This is a genomic window from Chitinophagaceae bacterium C216, assembly GCA_028485475.2.
GTDB classification, from domain to species: Bacteria; Bacteroidota; Bacteroidia; order Chitinophagales; family Chitinophagaceae; genus Niabella; species Niabella composti.
The window spans coordinates 3,004,073-3,024,381 of sequence record CP144143.1; the positions used below are offsets into that span (position 1 = coordinate 3,004,073).

Annotated in this window: 22 protein-coding genes; 14 read left to right on the forward strand and 8 right to left on the reverse strand. The window is 41.3% G+C overall.

Going from position 1 to position 20,309, the window contains the following annotated elements; genetic code table 11:
* Positions 1 to 127 precede the first annotated feature (127 nt).
* Together rpmF and PIECOFPK_RS12945 are read right to left on the reverse strand one after the other, a co-directional pair.
* The gene (rpmF, locus tag PIECOFPK_RS12940; protein ID WP_330973857.1) at positions 128 to 322 is read right to left on the reverse strand and encodes a 50S ribosomal protein L32; all 195 of its coding nucleotides are present in this window, start codon (positions 320 to 322) and stop codon (positions 128 to 130) included.
* Between the two features lie 98 nt (positions 323 to 420).
* The gene (locus PIECOFPK_RS12945) at positions 421 to 963 is read right to left on the reverse strand and encodes a YceD family protein (RefSeq protein ID WP_330973856.1); all 543 of its coding nucleotides are present in this window, start codon (positions 961 to 963) and stop codon (positions 421 to 423) included.
* 209 nt (positions 964 to 1,172) lie between these two features.
* On the opposite strand from PIECOFPK_RS12945, the gene miaB reads away from it, so the two are divergent.
* The 7 genes from miaB to PIECOFPK_RS12980 all read left to right on the forward strand — a co-directional run bounded on the left by miaB (position 1,173) and on the right by PIECOFPK_RS12980 (position 7,965).
* Positions 1,173 to 2,603 carry a tRNA (N6-isopentenyl adenosine(37)-C2)-methylthiotransferase MiaB gene (gene miaB / locus PIECOFPK_RS12950; RefSeq protein ID WP_409966085.1) on the forward strand — a complete coding sequence of 477 codons (1,431 nt, stop codon included), beginning with the start codon at positions 1,173 to 1,175 and terminating at the stop codon, positions 2,601 to 2,603.
* Between the two features lie 264 nt (positions 2,604 to 2,867).
* Entirely contained in the window at positions 2,868 to 4,139 is a 1,272-nt protein-coding gene (locus PIECOFPK_RS12955) for a sigma-54 interaction domain-containing protein (protein WP_330973854.1), read from the forward strand.
* The gene (locus PIECOFPK_RS12960) at positions 4,120 to 4,650 is read left to right on the forward strand and encodes an LptE family protein (protein ID WP_330973853.1); all 531 of its coding nucleotides are present in this window, start codon (positions 4,120 to 4,122) and stop codon (positions 4,648 to 4,650) included. The genes PIECOFPK_RS12955 and PIECOFPK_RS12960 overlap by 20 nt, the downstream gene beginning before the upstream one ends.
* A gap of 9 nt (positions 4,651 to 4,659) precedes the next feature.
* Positions 4,660 to 5,463, forward strand: a complete 804-nt coding sequence (locus PIECOFPK_RS12965; RefSeq protein WP_330973852.1) for a hypothetical protein — start codon at positions 4,660 to 4,662, stop codon at positions 5,461 to 5,463.
* Positions 5,460 to 5,819, forward strand: a complete 360-nt coding sequence (secG, locus tag PIECOFPK_RS12970) for a preprotein translocase subunit SecG (protein ID WP_330973851.1) — start codon at positions 5,460 to 5,462, stop codon at positions 5,817 to 5,819. The genes PIECOFPK_RS12965 and secG overlap by 4 nt, the downstream gene beginning before the upstream one ends.
* 155 nt (positions 5,820 to 5,974) lie before the next feature.
* Complete coding sequence (gene mltG, locus PIECOFPK_RS12975) at positions 5,975 to 7,006, forward strand: endolytic transglycosylase MltG (protein ID WP_330973850.1); 1,032 nt, start codon at positions 5,975 to 5,977, stop codon at positions 7,004 to 7,006.
* Positions 7,003 to 7,965, forward strand: coding sequence for a YihY/virulence factor BrkB family protein (locus PIECOFPK_RS12980; protein ID WP_330973849.1), 963 nt, complete (start codon positions 7,003 to 7,005; stop codon positions 7,963 to 7,965). Before mltG ends, PIECOFPK_RS12980 begins: the two co-directional genes overlap by 4 nt.
* On the opposite strand, the gene PIECOFPK_RS12985 is transcribed toward PIECOFPK_RS12980, so the two are convergent.
* The gene (locus PIECOFPK_RS12985; RefSeq protein WP_330973848.1) at positions 7,962 to 8,552 is read right to left on the reverse strand and encodes a TrmH family RNA methyltransferase; all 591 of its coding nucleotides are present in this window, start codon (positions 8,550 to 8,552) and stop codon (positions 7,962 to 7,964) included. The genes PIECOFPK_RS12980 and PIECOFPK_RS12985 overlap by 4 nt on opposite strands.
* A 133-nt stretch (positions 8,553 to 8,685) precedes the next feature.
* Between PIECOFPK_RS12985 and PIECOFPK_RS12990 the strand changes: the two genes are divergently transcribed.
* Positions 8,686 to 9,852 (forward strand): DUF1624 domain-containing protein, encoded by a 1,167-nt coding sequence (locus PIECOFPK_RS12990; protein ID WP_409966086.1) that lies wholly within the window; start codon positions 8,686 to 8,688, stop codon positions 9,850 to 9,852.
* 30 nt (positions 9,853 to 9,882) lie between these two features.
* Positions 9,883 to 10,461 carry a DUF4126 domain-containing protein gene (locus tag PIECOFPK_RS12995; RefSeq protein WP_330973845.1) on the forward strand — a complete coding sequence of 193 codons (579 nt, stop codon included), beginning with the start codon at positions 9,883 to 9,885 and terminating at the stop codon, positions 10,459 to 10,461.
* A 29-nt stretch (positions 10,462 to 10,490) separates the two neighbouring features.
* On the opposite strand, the gene mnmD is transcribed toward PIECOFPK_RS12995, so the two are convergent.
* Positions 10,491 to 11,189: a tRNA (5-methylaminomethyl-2-thiouridine)(34)-methyltransferase MnmD gene (mnmD, locus tag PIECOFPK_RS13000; RefSeq protein ID WP_409966087.1), complete on the reverse strand. Its 699-nt coding sequence runs from the start codon at positions 11,187 to 11,189 to the stop codon at positions 10,491 to 10,493.
* Positions 11,190 to 11,264: 75 nt separating this feature from the next.
* Here mnmD and PIECOFPK_RS13005 point away from each other — a divergent pair, with 75 nt between their 5' ends.
* Entirely contained in the window at positions 11,265 to 12,413 is a 1,149-nt protein-coding gene (locus tag PIECOFPK_RS13005) for an aldose epimerase family protein (RefSeq protein ID WP_330973843.1), read from the forward strand.
* A 33-nt stretch (positions 12,414 to 12,446) separates the two neighbouring features.
* Here the strand turns inward: PIECOFPK_RS13005 and tilS are convergent, their stop codons facing one another.
* Both tilS and PIECOFPK_RS13015 read right to left on the reverse strand, forming a co-directional pair.
* Positions 12,447 to 13,769 carry a tRNA lysidine(34) synthetase TilS gene (tilS, locus tag PIECOFPK_RS13010; protein WP_330973842.1) on the reverse strand — a complete coding sequence of 441 codons (1,323 nt, stop codon included), beginning with the start codon at positions 13,767 to 13,769 and terminating at the stop codon, positions 12,447 to 12,449.
* A gap of 14 nt (positions 13,770 to 13,783) precedes the next feature.
* Positions 13,784 to 14,095 (reverse strand): tetratricopeptide repeat protein, encoded by a 312-nt coding sequence (locus tag PIECOFPK_RS13015; RefSeq protein WP_330973841.1) that lies wholly within the window; start codon positions 14,093 to 14,095, stop codon positions 13,784 to 13,786.
* A 134-nt stretch (positions 14,096 to 14,229) separates the two neighbouring features.
* Between PIECOFPK_RS13015 and PIECOFPK_RS13020 the strand changes: the two genes are divergently transcribed.
* The 4 genes from PIECOFPK_RS13020 (at position 14,230) to ispE (ending at position 17,507) form a co-directional block, all read left to right on the forward strand.
* The gene (locus PIECOFPK_RS13020) at positions 14,230 to 14,973 is read left to right on the forward strand and encodes an electron transfer flavoprotein subunit beta/FixA family protein (protein WP_330973840.1); all 744 of its coding nucleotides are present in this window, start codon (positions 14,230 to 14,232) and stop codon (positions 14,971 to 14,973) included.
* A gap of 24 nt (positions 14,974 to 14,997) precedes the next feature.
* On the forward strand, positions 14,998 to 15,957 hold the full coding sequence (locus PIECOFPK_RS13025) for an electron transfer flavoprotein subunit alpha/FixB family protein (RefSeq protein WP_330973839.1): 960 nt from the start codon (positions 14,998 to 15,000) through the stop codon (positions 15,955 to 15,957).
* 89 nt (positions 15,958 to 16,046) lie between these two features.
* Positions 16,047 to 16,652 (forward strand): bifunctional nuclease family protein, encoded by a 606-nt coding sequence (locus PIECOFPK_RS13030; protein WP_330973838.1) that lies wholly within the window; start codon positions 16,047 to 16,049, stop codon positions 16,650 to 16,652.
* A 42-nt stretch (positions 16,653 to 16,694) separates the two neighbouring features.
* Complete coding sequence (gene ispE, locus PIECOFPK_RS13035) at positions 16,695 to 17,507, forward strand: 4-(cytidine 5'-diphospho)-2-C-methyl-D-erythritol kinase (RefSeq protein WP_330973837.1); 813 nt, start codon at positions 16,695 to 16,697, stop codon at positions 17,505 to 17,507.
* Between the two features lie 65 nt (positions 17,508 to 17,572).
* Here the strand turns inward: ispE and pnp are convergent, their stop codons facing one another.
* Complete coding sequence (gene pnp / locus PIECOFPK_RS13040) at positions 17,573 to 19,750, reverse strand: polyribonucleotide nucleotidyltransferase (RefSeq protein WP_409966088.1); 2,178 nt, start codon at positions 19,748 to 19,750, stop codon at positions 17,573 to 17,575.
* Positions 19,751 to 20,005: 255 nt separating this feature from the next.
* Positions 20,006 to 20,275 (reverse strand): 30S ribosomal protein S15, encoded by a 270-nt coding sequence (rpsO, locus tag PIECOFPK_RS13045; RefSeq protein ID WP_330973835.1) that lies wholly within the window; start codon positions 20,273 to 20,275, stop codon positions 20,006 to 20,008.
* Positions 20,276 to 20,309: the final 34 nt, after the last annotated feature.

A 20,309-nucleotide genomic window follows, 5' to 3' on the forward strand; every position in this document is an offset into this window, starting at 1 on the left:
AATCGTAAACCTGTACTGTAACCGGAATCTCCTTACAACATTACATACGCTACTGCTATCGCGAGAAGCGAACGCATAAAAAAGCGAAGCATCTTTATTTGCCCCGCTACTATTTTCAATCTTTTAATTAGGCGTTAGAAGGAGCTTTTTCAGCCACTACCTTTCCTTTATAGATCAGCTTTCCTTCACTTACATAAGCGCGGTGGCGCAGATGTACTTCACCTGTAGTTGCATCAGTAGTTAATGTGTGCGCTTTAGCTTTATAATGGGTTCTGCGTTTTGCACTTCTCTGCTGACTGTGCCTGCGTTTGGGATTTGGCATAACTCTTTATTTTAATAATTTTAAACCTAATTGTTATTTATCAATCTTTGCCGAACCGGATATTGTTTCCAATAGAAACAATACTTTCGATTGAGCGATTAATTATCCTTGTTTTTAAATTTTTCCAATCCTTTCCAGATGGGATTGATATCCTCTTTTTCTGAGTTTTCAACGTCCAATTCTCCGAGCACCTTTAATGCTGTTTCATTACACTGACCACCAAATGCATTGCAGGTCTTGTGCATGGGGATACTGAGATTAATGAACTCATATATCCAGTTTTCAACATTAATGTGACTCTCGCCGCGACTGATGTAATATACATCAGGATCTTCTTCCTGATCATTCATCAACTCCGGCTCTTCCACCATTTTTATTGTAACTAAAAACTCGTCCCACAACTCCAGTTTCAAATCATTGTTACAACGGTCGCAAGTAACCATCACATTACCCCCTACCTCAAATTTCAATAGCATAAAGCCATTTTGTTTATCCAGCGACAGCTTTATTTCTGCATGGCAATCTGAGAAATCTTGCTCCTGAAAACTCTCAAAGAACTTATCATCTATGCTATAAGTGTACTCATGCATACCGGGTTTCAACCCCACAAAAGCGATATCGTATGCTCTCCCTTTGGACATGGTACAACTTACCCCGAATTTGGAGCGTGCAAATGTACGGCTTTTTTTTACAAAACCAACCCGGCAGCGGGATTATTTTGACTCAACAAGGCCTTTACAAGCAAAATACACTATAAAATTTGCAAATTATATCCCAAATCATCTGCCATCCTGTCATAAACACACAAAAATAGCCTATCTTTGTGCGCTTAAAATTAAAAAGAATACTGATGCTGGACCTGGTAGCACATAAAGTACACGATGAAAGCAGACAAGGCGAGAGCTATGCTCCGCAAAACCCTGATAATAAAGTATATACACGTAAGTTTTATATAGAAAGCTATGGCTGTCAGATGAATTTTGCCGACAGCGAAATTGTGGCATCCATTCTTAATAAAGAAGGCTTTGGAGCCACCCGTAATCTGGAAGAAGCTAATCTCATCTTCATCAATACCTGTTCTATTCGCGAAAAAGCAGAGCAAACAGTACGAAACAGGTTGCAGGAGTTCAGAAAAATTAAAACACAGAACCCCGGCACCCTAATAGGTGTCTTAGGTTGTATGGCCGAACGCCTCAAAGCCAAGTTTCTGGAAGAAGAGAAGCTGGTGGACATTGTGGTAGGCCCCGATGCATACCGCAGCCTACCCAAGCTTGTAGCTGAAGCCTCCGAAGGCCATAAAAGCGTAAACGTATTACTCAGCCGTGAAGAAACTTATGCCGACATCTCCCCCATCCGTCTTAACTCGAATGGGGTGAGCGCCTTTGTAAGCATTATGCGCGGTTGTAATAATATGTGTTCTTTCTGTGTAGTGCCTTTTACTCGCGGAAGAGAACGCAGCCGTGATGCCGAAAGTATCGTGAGAGAGTGCCGAGAGCTGTTTGAAAATGGCTATCGCGAAGTAACCTTGCTCGGACAAAACGTGGATAGTTATTACTATACACCTCCCTATTCTCAGCCGGAAGAGGCCCAGCCCGTAACCTTTGCACGACTACTGGAAATGGTGGCTCAGATATCTCCCCTGCTAAGAGTGAGATTTTCCACTTCGCACCCTAAAGATATTACCCGCGATGTACTCACTACTATGGCCGCTTATGAAAACATTTGCAAGTGCATTCATTTGCCCGTACAAAGTGGGTCCACACGCATACTACAATTAATGAACCGTACTTATACCAGAGAATGGTATATGCGTAAAGTGGATGAAATTCGGGAAATTTTGCCCGACTGTAGTATTACATCCGACATTATAGCCGGTTTCTGCACCGAAACGGAAGAAGATCATCAGGAAACACTGTCTATAATGGATTACTGCCAGTACGATTTGAGCTACATGTTCTTCTATAGCGAAAGACCTGGCACTTTAGCTCAAAGAAGATATAAAGATGATGTTCCGCTAGAAGTTAAAAAACGTAGACTTCAGGAAATTATCGAAAAACAAAATCAACTATCCCTCAATAACTATAAAAAAGATATCGGTAAAACCTTTAAAGTGCTGGTAGACGGTGACAGCAAGCGTAGTGCCGATGACTGGGTAGGACGCAACTCTCAGAATAAAGTAGTGGTATTCCCTAAAAAAGGAACCACCTGCCAAAAAGGTGATTATGTAAATGTCAAAATCAAAGATTGCACACAGGCGACTTTGTTCGGAGAAGTTGTTTAGTTATATTTATTACACGGTATCTAATAATGAGCACGCGCATACGATGCGGTTGCCTGAACAGCAATCTGAAATAGGTTACAGCAAAGTCGTTTATAACAAAAGATATTGAAGAACGCTTAAAAATTTATAACGATACTTCTGCTCATAACAGCACCTTGAGGATATCTACAGGATGCATACGAACCTTACATCATGTAACCATGATGGCAAATATGAACAGTAAGTAGGTGTTAAAATTTTTCACTACAAAAAGGCATTGTACCAATGGATTTACAAAGCATCAAAAATCGGTTTGGCATTATTGGTAATTCGCCGGAGTTGAACTACGCTCTGGAAGTGGCCGTTCAGGTTGCAAGTACCGATCTTACGGTACTAATTATCGGCGAAAGCGGTGTAGGAAAGGAAGCGTTTTCTTCCATCATTCATTCCCTATCTCCCCGCAAACACAATCCCTTTATTGCCGTAAACTGTGGTGCTATACCGGAGGGAACAATCGATTCGGAACTATTTGGTCATGAAAAAGGTTCCTTTACAGGGGCTGTTGATGCTCGAAAAGGATATTTTGAAACTGTAAATGGCGGTACCATCTTTTTAGACGAGATAGGTGAAATGCCTTTGGGTACACAAGCTAGATTGCTGCGCGTACTGGAAGCCGGAGAATACATTCGGGTGGGTTCTAGTAAAGTACAAAAAACCAACGTACGTGTAGTAGCCGCTACAAATAAAGACTTGTTGCAACTGGTACAGCAGAATAAGTTTAGGGAAGACCTTTACTATCGATTGAGTACTGTACCCATTCGTGTCCCACCACTTTCCAGTCGTAAGGAAGATATCGTATTACTCTTTAGAAAGTTTGCGGCCGATTTTGCTGATAAATACAAAACACCTGCAGTACAGCTGACAGATGACGCTAAAGAGTTGCTACTCAACTATCCTTGGCCCGGTAATATTCGCGAACTGAAAAATATTGCCGAGCAAGTTTCTGTACTTGCAAAAGACAAGATTATAAGCGCTAAAGAACTGAGTCGCTATCTACAACCTTACTCATCCAACAGATTGCCGATGGTGATGCCCGGCAATACTCAGCAAGAGTTCCAAAACGAAAGAGAAATATTATATAAGCTTTTCTTTGACCTAAAAAAAGATGTAACCGAGCTTAAAAAAATGTTTATTGAAGTACTACAAAATCCGGCGCTTGCATCCCAAAGCTCTGCTCTAATGCAAAGCTTGCAGGATTTGAAAAGTAGTCACGATCCTTATCATCAGTTTCCGGCAGCACTGCAACTCGAAATGCATGCCCACATGCCAGATAGTCATGGACAGCAGCATGCGCCCATTACCATAGGCGTGGACCATAATATCCAGGAACATGAGGAGGTAGAAGAAAACCTGAATATCATGGATAAAGAAAAAGAACTCATCATTAAAGCTTTAAAGAAACATAATAGCAAAAGAAAAGATGCGGCCTTGGATCTAGGTATCAGTGAACGGACACTTTACAGAAAACTCAAGGAATATGATATTGAAGAATTATAAAAGATTATTGGTAGTTGCTTTAATTTTTGCAACCTTTTGCATCGGTTTTACGCAAAGTGGTTGTGGCATTTATAGATTTAAGGATGTGAGCATTCCCGACAGTGTGCGACTGGTAAAAATCAACCAGATACAAAACAAAGCATCTTATGTCAACCCACGTTTAGCACCTGCACTGACGGATAAATTACGTCAGAAAATCGTCAGCCAAACACGCATTGGCCAAACCAATGGAGATAATGCAGATTGGATTATCGACTGCACCATTACGAGTTATTCGTTTTCAACATCGGGTATTTCCAATCAGCAGGTAAATACCAACAGACTTAACGTAGGGGTGCATATTGAGGTGAAAGATAACCATACCCAAAAGATTATCGGTAAATATGACGTCTCCACTCCTTTTGATTATTCTGGCAGCATGAGCCTGCAGCAAGCCGAGCAGGCACTAGAGTCCCAAATGTTGCGGGATATTCCTGACGCCATATTTAACCGTATATTCTCAAACTGGTAATTTCGCAATATGAATCAACTGATCAATGTACTGGCAGATGCCGTGTTGTCCAAAAAATTGGATGCTTGCAGTGTAGAGGAATTGCAGGATCTGTCGGAAAAATATCCTTATTCTTCCGCATTACAACTATTGTATACACAAAAACTGAAAGAACAAAATAGTGATGCGCTCAATGAGCAGCTTCAAAAAACACTTTTGTATTATAAAAACCCTTTGTTTATCCATTATATTCTGAATGCCGAAACAAACAAGGCACAGACATCTTCAAACAAAACATACGATAAAGAGATAGCTCAAGAACTTGCAGCGGCTACACCGACTGCAGCTATATACACCGAAGAAGATGCCCCCGCAATATCAGAGATGGTACAGGAAGATGAAGGTGAGATTTCAATTCCAAAATTAAAAATTGAGCCCCTCGACCCTGCTACCGCACAGCTCGCCTTTACACCTTACCATACCATCGACTATTTTGCAGCAGAAGGCATTAAGCTGAACGATGAACAGAACCCTATAAAGGATCGCTTCAGCACACAGCTCAAAAGCTTTACCGATTGGATCAAGCAAATGAAGCGCCTGCCCGGTAGCTCCTATCAGACTAATATCACCGCTTTAGAAGAAAAAAAGATTGAAAAAATGGCAGCGCAATCGGTAAGCGGGGAAAATGCCGTTACGGAAGCCATGGCGGAAGTATGGATAAAACAGGGCAATAAAGAGAAAGCTATTGAGATATATAAGAAATTAAGTTTGCAAAATCCCCACAAAAACGCTTATTTTGCAGCCAAAATTGACTATTTAAAGAATTTAATATGACAGTTTTATTTGTTATACTGATTATACTTGCCGCAGTAATACTTGGCTTTATTATATTGATTCAGAACCCAAAAGGAGGTGGTCTCGCTGGTAATTTCGCTGGTGTAAGCAGTCAATTTATGGGTGTAAAACAGACAAACGATATTCTGGAAAGAGGTACTTGGATTTTTGCGGCTGTTATTGCACTTTTAAGTCTTTTGTCTACTTTCTTTATAGCTCCTTCGAGCGGCTCTAAAGGCAGATTGCAGGATATAGGAGGTGCCCCTGTGCAGCAATCAGCCCCTGCACCAACTCAATCTGCACCGGCAACTACTCTTCCAGCTCAAACAGCACCGGCTGCAGATTCGGGCAAATAATAGTAAAGCAGATTACAACTTCACATAATTATTTAACCTGCGTAAAATTTACGCAGGTTTTTTGTCTTTATCACCCACTGCGGAGCTCATTACCTTACTTTTGCTTTATATTCACTGCGGAAAATTCATTAGTTAACCCTTATCCACATATTACCTTGAAAAAGCTACTGAAGATATTCTTTATTACGATTGCAATACTTGTAGCATTTACAGCTTTCATATTCTTTGGGCCGGCGACCAACTCGCCTGAAGATGGCTTTCTTTATGTCAAAACTGGTACTACCATGCCCGAACTAGAGCGCCAGCTTGTAGACGAAGGCGTGTTGAAAAGTATACTATGGTTTAACCTTGCCAAAAAACTACTTCCCTTCGAAAAAGTAAAGCCTGGTAAATATAAAATTAGCGAAGGGATGAGTGTGGTAAACTTATTACGGATGCTACGCAATGGCCGCCAGCAGCCCGTAAACTTTGTAGTAACTAAAATTCGCACCAAAGAACAACTGGCAGCTCGGATGGGCAAACAGTTCGAATTTGATTCGCTTGCTGCGATTCAGTTCTTAAGTAGCAATGATTCGCTCAAAGACTATAATCTAGATAGTAATACAGTAATGGCGGCTGTATTACCGCTCACCTACGAAAATAGGTGGAATACCACACCCCGTGCAGTTTTTGAGAAGTTTTATAACGCTTATAAGATATTCTGGAACGATACCCGCAAGCAAAAAGCACAGGAAAAAGGCTTGTCGATAACAGAAGTCATTACCTTGGCATCCATCGTTGATGAGGAAACCAATGCAGAAAAAGAAAAGGGACTAATTGCAAGTGTCTATCTCAATCGTCTGGCAAAAGGGATGAAGCTGCAGGCAGACCCTACTGTAAAGTTTGCCTTAAAAAACTTTGGCATAAAACGGGTATTATTAAAACATCTCACAGCAGACTCTCCCTACAACACTTATAAAAATAAAGGTCTGCCGCCGGGTCCTATATGCACCCCGCAGGAATCTACTATAGATTCAGTTTTAAATGCACCGAAAACTGATTATATTTATTTTGTAGCGAGTCCTGCCTTTGACGGCACCCATGTTTTTGCAACAAACTATAACGATCATATGAATTACGCAAAAGCATATCAGCAGGCACTGAACGAGCGTTTTGGCAAACCATCAACCACTTCAGAAAATAAGTGAAGCAAAGAATAATAAATAAAATACAGAACTCACGTTTATGGCAAAAGCTGGTGGAGCACAGTCATCGCGAGAATCTACCGGGGTTCAAAAATGTTTCTTTATTCAATACGATTAAGAAATTCAGAGAACAGGTAGTATGGGATGATCTGCTAGAAAGGGCTTCGGCCATTTCCTTCAATTGTGCAATGGCTCTACCATCGATGATCCTATTTCTGTGTACATTAATTCCGATTATTGCCAAGCAGAACTTTATTGTGCAGCTGGACCTAGAAGGCCAATTATACGCATTCATAAAAGATGTGATACCGGACAAAAACAATTATGAACCGGTCCTCGAATTCATTTACAATATCATTAACGATCAACGCAGTGGGTTATTAATTCTGAGTATTGCGCTTTCCCTATTTTTTTCCTCCAATGCCATAATCGGCGTTATGAGGTCATTTGATAAAAATTATCCGGGCTTTACCAAGAGAAAGGGAATCAAAAAAAGACTAGTAGCCATCCGTATTACAGCCATGCTCTTTTTTCTGTTTATTATGTGCCTAGCCTTGTTGATAGCGCAACAGTCGGTATTAGAATGGCTTGGTATTAAAAATGAACTATTGGCTGCAGCACTGGGAAAAATAAGATGGGTGCTTATTTTTCTACTAGTATTTATTATCATCTCGTATATCTACAGGCATGTACCCTCCGTGCACGAGAAGTGGAATATTATTACACCAGGTTCGGTGCTAGCCACTTGCTTGGTAGTTATTTGTTCACTTATCTTCTCCTGGTATGTAAGTCAGTTTGGTACTTATAACAAATTGTATGGCTCCATCGGAACTATTATCGTAGTATTGGTATTAATCTTTTTAAACTCTGTCATTCTGTTAATCGGTTTTGAGCTCAATGCTATCATTTATACGATTTCACATACAAGAGACAATGAACTTGCTCCGGAGTTAAAAGATTAAGATTCTTCTTCGATCCCCCACTGCTTTTGTAGTTGCAGTTTATATTCGCAGTCATTTTCATGACCTTCATAGTGCCCGGCTAGTTTTTTCTGTCGGTAAGCCTCATAAAGACTTACTGCACATGCTACACTAATATTTAAGGACTTGATAATACCCACCTGAGGAATAATAAAATTGCCATCAGCATAAGCTAGAATTTCTTCACTCACTCCCGAATGCTCATTACCAAAAACCAAAGCTACACTTTGGGTAAGATTCATATCGTATAAATTCACGGAATCTTGTGCCAGATGCGTGGTATATATTTTCTCATAGCGCCGCCTTAACTCTTTAAAACATTCGTCGGCATCGGTATACTGGTGCACAGTAAGCCATTTTGCAGCGCTCGAACTACTTTTAGAGCCCCATCGCTTGTGTCGGGGGATTTTAGTATTCAACACAAAAACATCTTGCACACCCACCGCGTCGCAGGTACGCATTACTGCAGAAATATTATGAGGATCAAATACGTTCTCCAATACTACCGCTAGATTGGGTTGTCTTTTTGCAATCACGCTTTTGAGCCTTGTAAGTCTTTCTTCAGTCATACGCTTATAAAAACTGGACAATAATACGAATTGAAAACGCTATATCCCGTAAAGTTGCAACTATTTTTTTATGAGAACAGGTTTTCACCGTAATTTTAGTTTTACTAAAACTAATTTTATTAAAACCTTTGTTATGCACCACCCTCACCGTATTCCCTCTATCGACATTGTACGCGGACTTGTCATGGTAATCATGGCCCTCGACCACACAAGAGATTTAATCCACACAGAAGCATTGAAAGGTGACCCCACCACTATTCCCGGAGTAAGTGCTGGACTGTTTTTCACACGCTGGGTTACACATCTATGTGCGCCAACTTTTGTGTTTCTTTCCGGTGTATCGGCGTGGCTTTCTTACCAGAAATCTCAAAACGCTACTGCAACGCGACGTTTTTTATTCAGTAGAGGTATCTGGCTGCTTATTTTGGAATTTACTATAGTAGGTTTTGGTATTTGGTTCGATATACAGTTTCGCACATTAATGTGGCAGGTAATAGCAGCTATAGGGTTTGGCTTCTTAATACTTAGCCTTTGCTTTACCCTACGTCCGAAAACTATATTAATAATAGCCATAATCGGCATGCTGTTATTAAATACGTTGGCAGTATTGCCTCAACAAACTATGCAGCTACCTGTGTGGGCGCAGGCGTTTATTAGTGTTCAGGTTTTCCCCTTTAGTCCAGATCGTCTTTTAATCATTAGCTACCCTCCGCTCTCGTGGGCATTAATAATACTATTGGGATATGGTGCCGCTCCATATTTCAAGCAAGCAGCCAACATTCGCTCTTCGTTTTTTCTAAAAACAGGTATCATCTTATTGATGATATTTATTGCATTACGCTTTATTAATAAATTCGGAGACCCTCAGCTGTGGAGTACGCAGGAAGAGCTAGCAGGCACAATTATGTCTTTTGTGAATGTAAGTAAGTATCCTCCCTCCTTGCAGTTTTTATGTTGTATGTTGGGACTAATGTTTGTGCTGCTTTATATATTTGAAAAAAATCAGAATAAATTTTCTAATATACTTCGTGTGTATGGCACAGTACCACTATTCTATTATATCATACACTGGTACGTGATTCACCTGTTGCTTTTTGCCATTCTCTTTGCGCAGGGATTTGGCATCGCAGATTTTAATTTTCGTCTCAATTTCGGAAGGCCTGATGCACCTAACGGCCTACCGCTCTGGGGCGTATATATAATATGGGTGCTTGTAGTAGTAGTTCTATACCCGATTTGCACCCAATACAGTCGTTATAAACACACCCATCCCGAAAAAAAGATGCTACGTTATTTGTAGCTTTATCCATCATCAAATAATCTATGAGCCATGCAATTCGATATCCAAACTATTACAGCCGCTGCATTAGGAATCGCTTTAGCGGCTTGTTGCGGTTTCAGAGTGTTTGTTCCCATGTTAATAGCAGGGCTCGCCGCAAAATTCAATCTCTTTCAATTTTCAGAAAGCTTTGCATGGTTAGCAACAACTCCGGCACTTATTGCTCTAGGCGTAGCAACCCTATTTGAAATAGCAGGGTATTATATCCCCTTTATTGACAATATACTGGATACCATCGCCACTCCTCTTGCCGCTATTGCTGGCACTATACTGGCAGCCTCCGTCTTCCCTATAAATAGTGAATGGATGAGGTGGATCATGGGCATCATAGCAGGAGGAGGTAGTGCCGGGCTTATTGCTGCAGGCACAGGATTGATGCGTTTATTCAGCAGTAAAACCACTCTTGGAACAGGAAATGCAGTGGTAGCTACAACTGAAAATACGGCCGCAGTGGGAGGCAGTATTCTGGCATTTATTATTCCGGTGATTATGGCCGTATTGTTTTTGTTATTCATTCTTTGGATTATAAAAAAACTGGTGAAACGGCTTAGTGGCAATTCCTCTTCCTAATTAAATACTATTACACATTTAGAGCCCTACTATTCTTTAATCGCTCTAATAACTTCTCTCTTACCGGGTGGACCAGGAAGCTTAACAACTGTAAACCCAGCCTGGTGCAGTGCTCTGCGCACAACGCCTTTCGAACAATAAGTCACCAATACACCTCCAGGGTTTAATGCTTCATATATTTTGGTATATACATGCTGTACCCACATCTCAGGCTGATCTTCGGGAGCAAAAGCATCGAAATAAACGACATCAACTTTTACTTTGAAAGTATAATCCAACAAGTTGCTTTTACTTTTATGTAATCTAAAAAACGGAGACACATACAACAACTGCTCCCAACCCGTCTGCATAATTATTTTATACAACTCAGGCTCTCCAAGCAATTCCGGATAATTCAGTCGGGAGTAGATTTCCACAGGCAAGGGATATAAATCTACCGCGTGGTAATGTACATCTATTCGGTTTTGAGTAGCTGCAATAGCGGTAAGCAAAGCATTTAGACCGGTACCAAAGCCCACTTCAAAAACCGTTAGCTTTTTGCTACTAGGCTGCTGCTGGAGCCAATAAAGGAATCCATTATCCAAAAAAACATGGCGGGATTCTCGCAGTGCACCTTTTGTGGAATGAAAAGTTACATCAGTATTACCCACCCTAACGGAATGGCTACCGTCATCTGTCATAAAAATCTCATATGTCCTGCCTACTTCTTGCAATTGTTTTTCCGTCATTTGCTCGGTTATAATTAATTAAATATATTGCAATGCTAAATTGAGCTACTTTAAAATTCTAAAATCAGCGCCAATATGAAAAAATTTTTTTTACTATTTGCTCTTGCACCCTCTGTTTTATTTATTTCCTGTAAATCTGCGAACAATAACGAAAAAGATACAGCCGGTGAAGAGGAAACCTCCTATCAGCTTGCATCCGATGAAGCTTTTAAAGATACTCTCGATGGCAAACAAGTGAGCATCTACTACTTACGCAACTCAGGTATTGAAGCGGCCGTTACCAATTTTGGCGGACGTCTCATAAATCTGATGGTACCGGACAAAGACGGTAAAATGGTGGACGTGGTAATTGGTCCTGAAAATTTCAATGATATGGTAAAAACCAATGACTACTTTGGCGCTACCATCGGCCGTTACGGCAACCGTATTGCCAACGGAGAATTTACACTGGATGGAGTAACCTATAAACTTCCGAAAAATAATGGTCGCAACAATCTCCACGGTGGTCCCAAAGGATTCCACAATCAAGTATGGGATGCTGTACAACCAAACGACAGCACTTTAGAGCTCTCCTATCTGTCGAAGGACGGAGAAATGGGATTCCCGGGCAATCTGCAAGCCAAAGTAGTTTATACACTCACCTCTAACGGTGAAATGAAAATCGAATACGAAGCTACAACCGACAAACCTACTGTTTGCAATCTTACCAACCATACTTACTTTAATCTAAACGGCGGTGGTACCATTAATAACCACCTGCTGCAAATCAATGCCGATGAATACACTCCTGTAGATTCTACATTGATTCCTTTAGGTGAATTAGCTCCGGTAAAAGGAACTCCGTTTGATTTTACCACTCCTACAGCTATTGGTGCTCGCGTGGATGAAGACAACGAGCAGTTAAAATACGGCTTGGGTTATGACCACAACTTTGTAGTAAAAGGTGAAGCAAACACCCTGCGTCAAGCTGCTAAAGTAACCGGCGACCTTTCCGGCATAACCATGGAAATTTTTAGCACCGAACCTGGCATACAATTCTATGGTGGCAACTTCATGAAAGGTACTAAGCCTATGAAGAGAGGTACTAAAGATGAATATAGAACTGCATTCTGTTTGGAACCTCAGCACTTCCCCAATTCACCGAATGTCCCATCTTATCCCAGCACCACATTAAGACCTGGTGAAGTTTATAAAACCGTTAGCGTGTATAAATTCAGCAAATAAGCAGTGAAATAAAATAAAACATTTTCAAACAAACTACTTCCATTCTAATCTTAATACGGAAGTAGTTTGTTTTTTTATCTTAAAGCGATCGTCAATCCTATAGCCTACCACCCATATAATTTTCTTATTCATTTCCACTACCCATACTTTCTCTTTATCGGCCATAGAAAGTTTATTATCGATAAAAAAACGCGACAACTTTTTCTTTTTGGGCATACCCAATGGATAGAAATAATCTCCCGTTCTCCAAGGTCGCAACAAGAGTGGGAATTGAATGGCAGAGGCGTCAATACAAGCTACTTTAGGATCTGTAGGAATAGCTGTAGCATCTGTATGCTTAACAGAGAGTGTACCGTTTGCAAAAACATAATTGCCAGGCTGTTCTATTACTACAGGAGAACTGGACACTTCCTGCAGACGGGACAAAATCAGATGTTTTCTATCCCTTAAAATGCGATGTGTGGAAGATAATACGTATTTGCCCGATTCGCTGTATAGCAACCCAAGAATATCGGGAAGTTGGGCAGGCTTAAAATCATAAGGCCTCAATAGTTCGAGTAGAATTGTTTGTACTGCCGGAGTTTTCTGCAATAAAAGGACGGGGATGTATATATCCTCGCCGTTTTGTTGCAGCAGCTTTTTTCGATACTGCGCTATTGCATGCTGATAAAGAATTTCAGCCTCTTTGAAACGCTCAATGTTATCTAAAAGATTATCCTGCACCTCAGGATACTTTTGAGCTATAAGCGGCAATATGGTATTTCTGAAAAAATTTCGGGTATAATCATTACTCAGGTTACTGTTATCTTGTACAAATGATAATCCCTCAGCTTGCTGAAAATCTTCAAGATCTTTTCTTTTAGCAAATAATAATGGACGGAGAATTTTTCCATTTCTCGGCTTCATACCGCTCACACCTCTGATACCCGTACCCCGAAAGAAATTCATAAGCACAGTTTCGATATTATCATCTGCATGATGAGCAGTTACTATAAAATCATAATCATTTTCTGCTCTCACCTTTTCAAACCAATCGTAACGTAGTATCCTAGCAGCTTCTTGTGTTGCGTATTTATGTTCGGCGGCGAATGCTTTAGTATCAAATCGCACACTGTAAAAAGGACGTTGCAACCGTTCTGCCAGTTCTTTTACAAAAGCCTCATCTCTATCGCTCTCTTCTCCTCTTAGCTGAAAATTGCAGTGGGCTATTCCAAAATTAAAACCACATATATGACATAGCTTACATAGCACCACCGAGTCTACGCCGCCACTCACTGCAAGCAATAGTTTATTCTTTTTATTGAAAAGATTTTCTTTGTATATGTATTGTAAAAATCGTTCGGGCAGCCCCTGCATGTTCTTTTATTTTATTAATAAGTCAAATCTTCGTAAGCACTTCTTAGCTCTGAGTATGCATGTTGCTCTCCTAATCGCTGTGCAACAGCCATACCTTGTTCATAGACTCGTATAGCATCCTGCTCAGCCCCTTGTCTTTCGTATAGCTTGGCAAGATGATAATAACTGCCTACATAATCAGGGTTGGCCTCTAACAAGGTTACAAAAGTTTTTTTTGCTAACTCCTCCTCACCTGCCTTGATGTATTCCAAAGCCAATGCATGTTGCAAAAAACTATCGGCGGGGTTCTCCTTCAGCATGGCTTTAATTTGCTCGATTTTCGACATGTTCTACAACTTTTTTGATAGGTCTTCCTCCTCACAAAACTTTACCCAAATCAATCTTCGGTCGGACCTTTTTTTAATATATTTCATTAACTTCGTTTTATTAGTTGCATAAGCAACTTTTTAAAACGATCTATATGAAAATCCTAGTATGCATCAGTAAAACACCGGATACCACAGCAAAAATAGCTTTCACCGATAATAACACGAAATTTGATACTAACGGTGTACAGTGGATCATCAATCCCAACGACGAATACTACGCTTTGGTGCGTGCGATAGAATTGAAAGAAGCGGATCCTTCCGTTACCATTCATCTAATTGCTGTAGGAGCTGCTGATACAGATGCCATCATACGTAAAGCATTGGCGCTGGGTGGGGATGAGGCTATTCGCGTAAATACTGAAAGCGGGGACAGCTACGTAATTGCTTCGCAAATAGCCCAGGTGGCTAAAGAAGGTAATTACGATCTCATTTTTACCGGAAAAGAAACCATCGATTATAATGGCAGCTCTGTAGGTGGCATGATTGCCGAACTATTAGATTTGCCCTATATCTCTCTGGCTACAAAATTTGAACTGAACGGCACCACCGCTACCGTAACCAGAGAAATTGAAGGTGGTGAAGAAGTGTGCGAGGTAAACCTACCCTTGGTAGTAAGCTGTAATAAAGGTATGGCCGAGCAACGCATTCCCAACATGAGAGGTATTATGGCGGCTCGTACCAAACCGCTAAAGGTTGTAGAACCCATTGCCGTAGAGGCGTTAACCTCGGTAACCTCATTCAGTGTACCGCCTCCCAAGTCAGGCGTTAAATTGGTTCCTGCCGACAATGTAGAAGAGCTGGTAAGACTTTTAAAAGAGGAGGCCAAAGTAATCTAACCTGTCACCCTTAAAATCTTTCTTATGTCAGTACTTATATTTATCGATATAGCCGAAGACGGCAGTGTAAAAAAGTCATCTCTAGAAGCACTCACTTACGGTGCACATGTAGCTCAACAATTGAACGTTGCTGCAGTAGGTGCCGTACTCGCCCCTACCAATGCTGATATGGCGGCGCTTGGTAAATACGGCATACAGAAAATTTATCAGGTAAACCATGAAGCATTACAACAGTTCGATGCCCAGGCATATACTAAAGTGCTGGCACAAATTGTAGAACAGGTGCAGGCTTCCGTTATCGTATTTTCTCATAATAACAACGGAAAAGCAATCGCACCCCGGCTCTCTGCAAGACTGAAAGCGGGATTGGTAGCGGGTGCCGTAGACTTGCCCGACACTGCAAACGGATTTGTAGTGAAGAAAAGTGTCTTCTCCGGTAAAGCTTTTGCAGCAGTAAGCGTAACCACGCCTATAAAAATCATTTCCCTTAATCCCAATTCTTATAAAACCGAAATCGCCGAGGGCTCGGCCGAAGTTGTGACCTTCGATGCCACAGTAGATGCACCCAAAGTAAAAGTCATCAATATCAATAAACAAACCGATGAAATATCACTTTCTGAGGCTGAGATTGTAGTAAGTGGCGGTCGTGGGATGAAAGGCCCCGAGAACTGGGGAATTCTGGAAGACTTAGCGAAAGAATTGAATGCGGCATTAGCCTGCAGCCGTCCCGTCGCTGATGCTCACTGGCGTCCACATCACGAACACGTAGGACAAACTGGTGGCGCCATTGCTCCTAATCTGTATATCGCTGTGGGTATTTCAGGTGCGATTCAACACTTGGCAGGCGTAAACCGCAGTAAGGTTATCGTAGTCATCAATAAGGATCCCGAAGCTCCTTTCTTCAAAGCGGCCGATTATGGTATCGTCGGAGATTTATTTGAAGTAGTTCCCAAATTAACCGAAGCCATCAGGAAATCCAAGTAGACATAAGTTTTTAACAGATATTGAATAAAGCTTTAGGAGCCGCACATTAGCATTTTAAAGCAAAAATGCTTAGTTTCGTGCTTCGGTTTATGAAAAAAATAGAACTTGAAGTTTTTGCACTTTCCCATAGTATTACTCAAACACATTCGTACGCAGTAGTGTTGGGAGAGGTAAACGGATTGCGAAGATTGCCTATAGTGATAGGTGCTTTTGAAGCTCAGGCTATTGCCGTTGCCTTAGAAAAAATGACTCCCAGCCGTCCCCTTACGCACGATTTGATGAAAAATTTCATGCTGGCATTCTCTATTGATTTGCATGAAATTATTATTTCCGACTTACAGGAAGGTATTTTCTTCAGCAAACTCATCTGTTCTTCTGAAAACGAAACCATCGAAATAGATAGTCGTACATCCGATGCCATAGCACTGGCTGTAAGATTCGGTTGTCCTATTTACACATATGAACATATATTGAATGCCGCCGGTATTGTGATGGATGATAAAGGCAAAATCACTCCTACAGCAGATCAAGAACCTACTACCACCGATGCTGGAGGGGACGATGATACCGAAGACCTTAAAAGAATGAGCGTAGAAGAGCTGAACAGGCTGCTAGAAGAAGTGCTGGAAAACGAAGATTATATCAAAGCCATAGCCATTCGCGATGAGCTGAACAACCGGAAAAAGAAAAAATAAAAGCTGGCTTTTATTATCTAAAATTCATATCCCTACATTACCTTGGTTGTTTTCTCTAATTGTAAAATAAATATCGGTTTATACATCACTGAAAAAAGAGCAGACGGGTATCATAATTTGGAAACCGTATTTCTGCCGCTGCCACTTTATGATGTACTGGAGCTTCACGATGCTTCCCATACCCGCATTACTGTTTTAGGGCAACTTATTCCGTGCAGTACAGAAGATAACATTGTATACAAAGCCTACCGACTTTTAAAGCAGGACTTCCCTAACCTCCCCGAAGTGCATTTTCATCTACTGAAAAATATTCCTGCAGGTGCAGGACTCGGAGCAGGAAGTGCAAATGGAGCTCATGCATTGATAGCTTTAAACCGAAAATTCGAATTAAACCTCAGCGAAGGGCAGTTGATCGCTTATGCTGCTGCATTGGGCAGCGATTGTCCTTTTTTTATCAAAAACAGTCCTTGCTTTGCCTCCGGTCGTGGCGAGCAGTTAGAGCCGCTTACTCTTGACCTATCAGCCTATCAACTTATCATTGTCAATCCAGGTATTCATATCTCCACACCATATGCATTTAGCCTCATTCGCCCAACACCTGCCCCTGTAAATTTGAAAGAAGTCATTACACTTCCTGTTGAAAAATGGCGCGACACTATTATTAATGATTTTGAAGAGGCCATCATAAAGGAGCATCCCGAAATTGAAGTAATAAAGAATAGATTATATGCTGCAGGGGCTGATTTTGCTTTAATGAGTGGCAGTGGGAGTACAGTATACGGATTATTTAAAAAAGACCAAGAAATTGTCACCGACTTTCCCGCACACTATTACGTAAAGCAACTGGCACTCTAAATTATTAGCTGTGATGAAAAGGAAATAAAAAAGCCTCCCTGTGGGGAGGCTTATATCACACATAATTAATTATGGTCTTTGTTGTTGCCGTTATTATGAGGCGGTTTTCTTTCAGGTCGGGGAATCAGCGCTTTTCTGGAAAGCTTGAATTTACCTGATTTAGGATCTGTACCAATAAGTTTCACTTTCATGGCGTCGCCTTCTTTTACGATACCATCTAATGACTCAAGGCGTTTCCAGCTAATTTCACTGATGTGCACCAAACCTTGTTTACCTGGCAGAAACTCCACAAACACTCCAAAGGGCACTACAGAAACTACGGTAGCATTGTATACATCGCCCACTACAGGTACCGCAACGATACCTTTAATCCAGTCTTCCGCTTTGATTACAGCATCTTTGTCAACACCAAAAATGCTGATCTCGCCCATATTGTTTACTTCTTCTACGTTAATCGTAGTTCCGGTTTCGCGCTGAATTTCCTGAATCACTTTACCGCCTGGGCCAATCACCGCTCCAATGAATTCTTTATCGATAAACATCTTCACAACACGTGGTGCGTGCGGTTTCACATCCGGTCTAGCTTCCGGAATAGCTTTGTACATATGCTCCAGAATATGGAGTCGGCCACGTCTTGCCTGTTCCAGTGCCTCACGCATTACATCCATGGAAAGACCATCTACTTTAATATCCATCTGTACTCCACAAATACCATCGCGAGTACCTGTTACTTTAAAGTCCATATCTCCGAGATGGTCTTCATCGCCTAGGATATCACTGAGAATCGCATATTTATCACCTTTGGTAATTAATCCCATAGCAATACCCGCTACGTGCTTAGGAAGTGGCACCCCGGCGTCCATCAACGCCAACGAACCTGCACATACTGTAGCCATTGAAGAAGAACCGTTTGACTCAAGGATATCACTTACTACACGCACGGTATACCCAAACTCAGCCTCGGAGGGCATCATTTGTTTTAACGAACGCATAGCCAGATTACCGTGACCGATTTCTCTACGGCCGGGACCACGCATCATTTTTACTTCACCGGTAGAGAACGGAGGGAAATTATAGTGCAGAATGAATTTCGAATATTTAGAAGAAGCGGCAGTTTCGATAAGCAGTTCGTCCAATCCAGTTCCGAGGGTTACTGTAGTAAGCGACTGAGTTTCACCACGGGTGAATAATGCTGATCCGTGGGGCGAAGGCAGTACATCTACCTCCATATCCAGCGGACGAATTTCATCTAACGCGCGACCGTCCAAACGAATACGGTCGTCCAAAATCATATCCCTTACCACATCATACTGCAAATCGTGGAAGTATTTATGTATCAGTTTACGCTCTACATCGGTAAAGGGATTTTCTTCGGTAGCTTCCGCTTCGAGTTTTGCCGCAATTTCTTCCTCCAGCAGCTTAAATCTTTCGGTTCTATCTTGCTTGGATAAGCGGCCTTTGGCTATTTCTTTTACCTTATCGGTTCCGTAGGCATATACCTTTTCGCGAATCGCTTCGTTATTAACCGGTTTAGTATATTCTCTTTTGCCGCTAACACCTTTAAGAGCTCTCAGTTCTTCCTGAGCCTTAATTTGAACTTTGATCGCTTCGTGTGCTATACCTAGCGCTTCGATGAGGTCGGCTTCGGAGCATTCTTCCGATTCACCTTCTACCATTAGCAGATTTTTTTCGGTAGCAGCTACGATAAAGTCCATATCAGCGTTTTCCATTTCGGAACGCGTAGGATTGATCTTAAACGCTCCGTCGATACGGGCTACACGTACTTCACTGATCACTTCTTTGATAGGTACATCTGACACTGCTAGCGCAGCTGAAGCAGCCAGACAGGCCAATGCATCTGGTAATACTTCTGGATCACTACTAATAAGCGTTACCAGCACCTGCACTTCACAAAAATAATCTTCAGGGAAGAGGGGTCTTAAAGCACGGTCAATAAGTCTTGAAATCAATACCTCATAATCACTTAGCTTACCCTCGCGCTTGAAGAATGAACCCGGAATGCGGCCGGCAGAAGCAAATTTTTCCTGATAATCTACTGTTAGTGGGAAAAAGTCTTGCCCTTCTCTTGGTTCCTTATTGGCCACTACGGTCGCCAGCAGAATACATTTCCCCATACGCACCGTAACCGAACCATCTGCCTGACGCGCAAGACGACCCGTTTCTATTGTGATTTCGCGGCCATCGCCGAGATCGAAAGTTTTTCTGATTGGTTGTTGTAACATAAACTCGATTTTGAAAAATTTTTAACAATGGTGTAAGCTATTTTGATTTTACACCCCCCTCTTGGGGAACATCGCACATTTGTCTAATAAATAAAAATAAGTAATCAGGCACAAAAGTATAAGTCTTAAAAAAAAAGTATTCCCAACATTTTTTGATGTTGGGAATACCAATATGATCAGCTTGAAATTTACCAAAACAAAATATCAAACCCCAGGATAAACAACCAGTTTCCCAACGTCAAACGAATTGGGAAATTATTTTCTTAATCCCAGCTTTTCAATCAAAGCACGATAACCTTCCAGATTATGCTTTTGTAAATAAGCCAAGAATCTTTTACGTCTTCCCACCAACTGCATCAAACCGCGGTGTGAAGAGTAATCTTTCTTGTTCTGTTTAAGATGTGCACTGATTTGGCTAATACGCTCAGTTAATTGTGCGATTTGGCCCTCGATAGAACCTGTATTAGTGGCGCTTCCACCAAATTCTTCAAAAATCTTTGCGTTTCTTTCTTTTGTAAGTGGCATACTGTCTTTTTTAAAAGGTCATCCTGTTTTGTAT

Coding starts and splice junctions, on each gene's coding strand:
- rpmF (WP_330973857.1), bottom strand. CDS start 322: ATGCCAAATCCCAAACGCAGGCACAGTCAGCAGAGAAGTGCAAAACGC.
- PIECOFPK_RS12945 (WP_330973856.1), bottom strand. CDS start 963: ATGTCCAAAGGGAGAGCATACGATATCGCTTTTGTGGGGTTGAAACCC.
- miaB (WP_409966085.1), top strand. CDS start 1,173: ATGCTGGACCTGGTAGCACATAAAGTACACGATGAAAGCAGACAAGGC.
- PIECOFPK_RS12955 (WP_330973854.1), top strand. CDS start 2,868: ATGGATTTACAAAGCATCAAAAATCGGTTTGGCATTATTGGTAATTCG.
- PIECOFPK_RS12960 (WP_330973853.1), top strand. CDS start 4,120: ATGATATTGAAGAATTATAAAAGATTATTGGTAGTTGCTTTAATTTTT.
- PIECOFPK_RS12965 (WP_330973852.1), top strand. CDS start 4,660: ATGAATCAACTGATCAATGTACTGGCAGATGCCGTGTTGTCCAAAAAA.
- secG (WP_330973851.1), top strand. CDS start 5,460: ATGACAGTTTTATTTGTTATACTGATTATACTTGCCGCAGTAATACTT.
- PIECOFPK_RS12985 (WP_330973848.1), bottom strand. CDS start 8,552: ATGACTGAAGAAAGACTTACAAGGCTCAAAAGCGTGATTGCAAAAAGA.
- PIECOFPK_RS12990 (WP_409966086.1), top strand. CDS start 8,686: ATGCACCACCCTCACCGTATTCCCTCTATCGACATTGTACGCGGACTT.
- PIECOFPK_RS12995 (WP_330973845.1), top strand. CDS start 9,883: ATGCAATTCGATATCCAAACTATTACAGCCGCTGCATTAGGAATCGCT.
- mnmD (WP_409966087.1), bottom strand. CDS start 11,189: ATGACGGAAAAACAATTGCAAGAAGTAGGCAGGACATATGAGATTTTT.
- PIECOFPK_RS13005 (WP_330973843.1), top strand. CDS start 11,265: ATGAAAAAATTTTTTTTACTATTTGCTCTTGCACCCTCTGTTTTATTT.
- tilS (WP_330973842.1), bottom strand. CDS start 13,769: ATGCAGGGGCTGCCCGAACGATTTTTACAATACATATACAAAGAAAAT.
- PIECOFPK_RS13015 (WP_330973841.1), bottom strand. CDS start 14,095: ATGTCGAAAATCGAGCAAATTAAAGCCATGCTGAAGGAGAACCCCGCC.
- PIECOFPK_RS13020 (WP_330973840.1), top strand. CDS start 14,230: ATGAAAATCCTAGTATGCATCAGTAAAACACCGGATACCACAGCAAAA.
- PIECOFPK_RS13025 (WP_330973839.1), top strand. CDS start 14,998: ATGTCAGTACTTATATTTATCGATATAGCCGAAGACGGCAGTGTAAAA.
- PIECOFPK_RS13030 (WP_330973838.1), top strand. CDS start 16,047: ATGAAAAAAATAGAACTTGAAGTTTTTGCACTTTCCCATAGTATTACT.
- pnp (WP_409966088.1), bottom strand. CDS start 19,750: ATGTTACAACAACCAATCAGAAAAACTTTCGATCTCGGCGATGGCCGC.
- rpsO (WP_330973835.1), bottom strand. CDS start 20,275: ATGCCACTTACAAAAGAAAGAAACGCAAAGATTTTTGAAGAATTTGGT.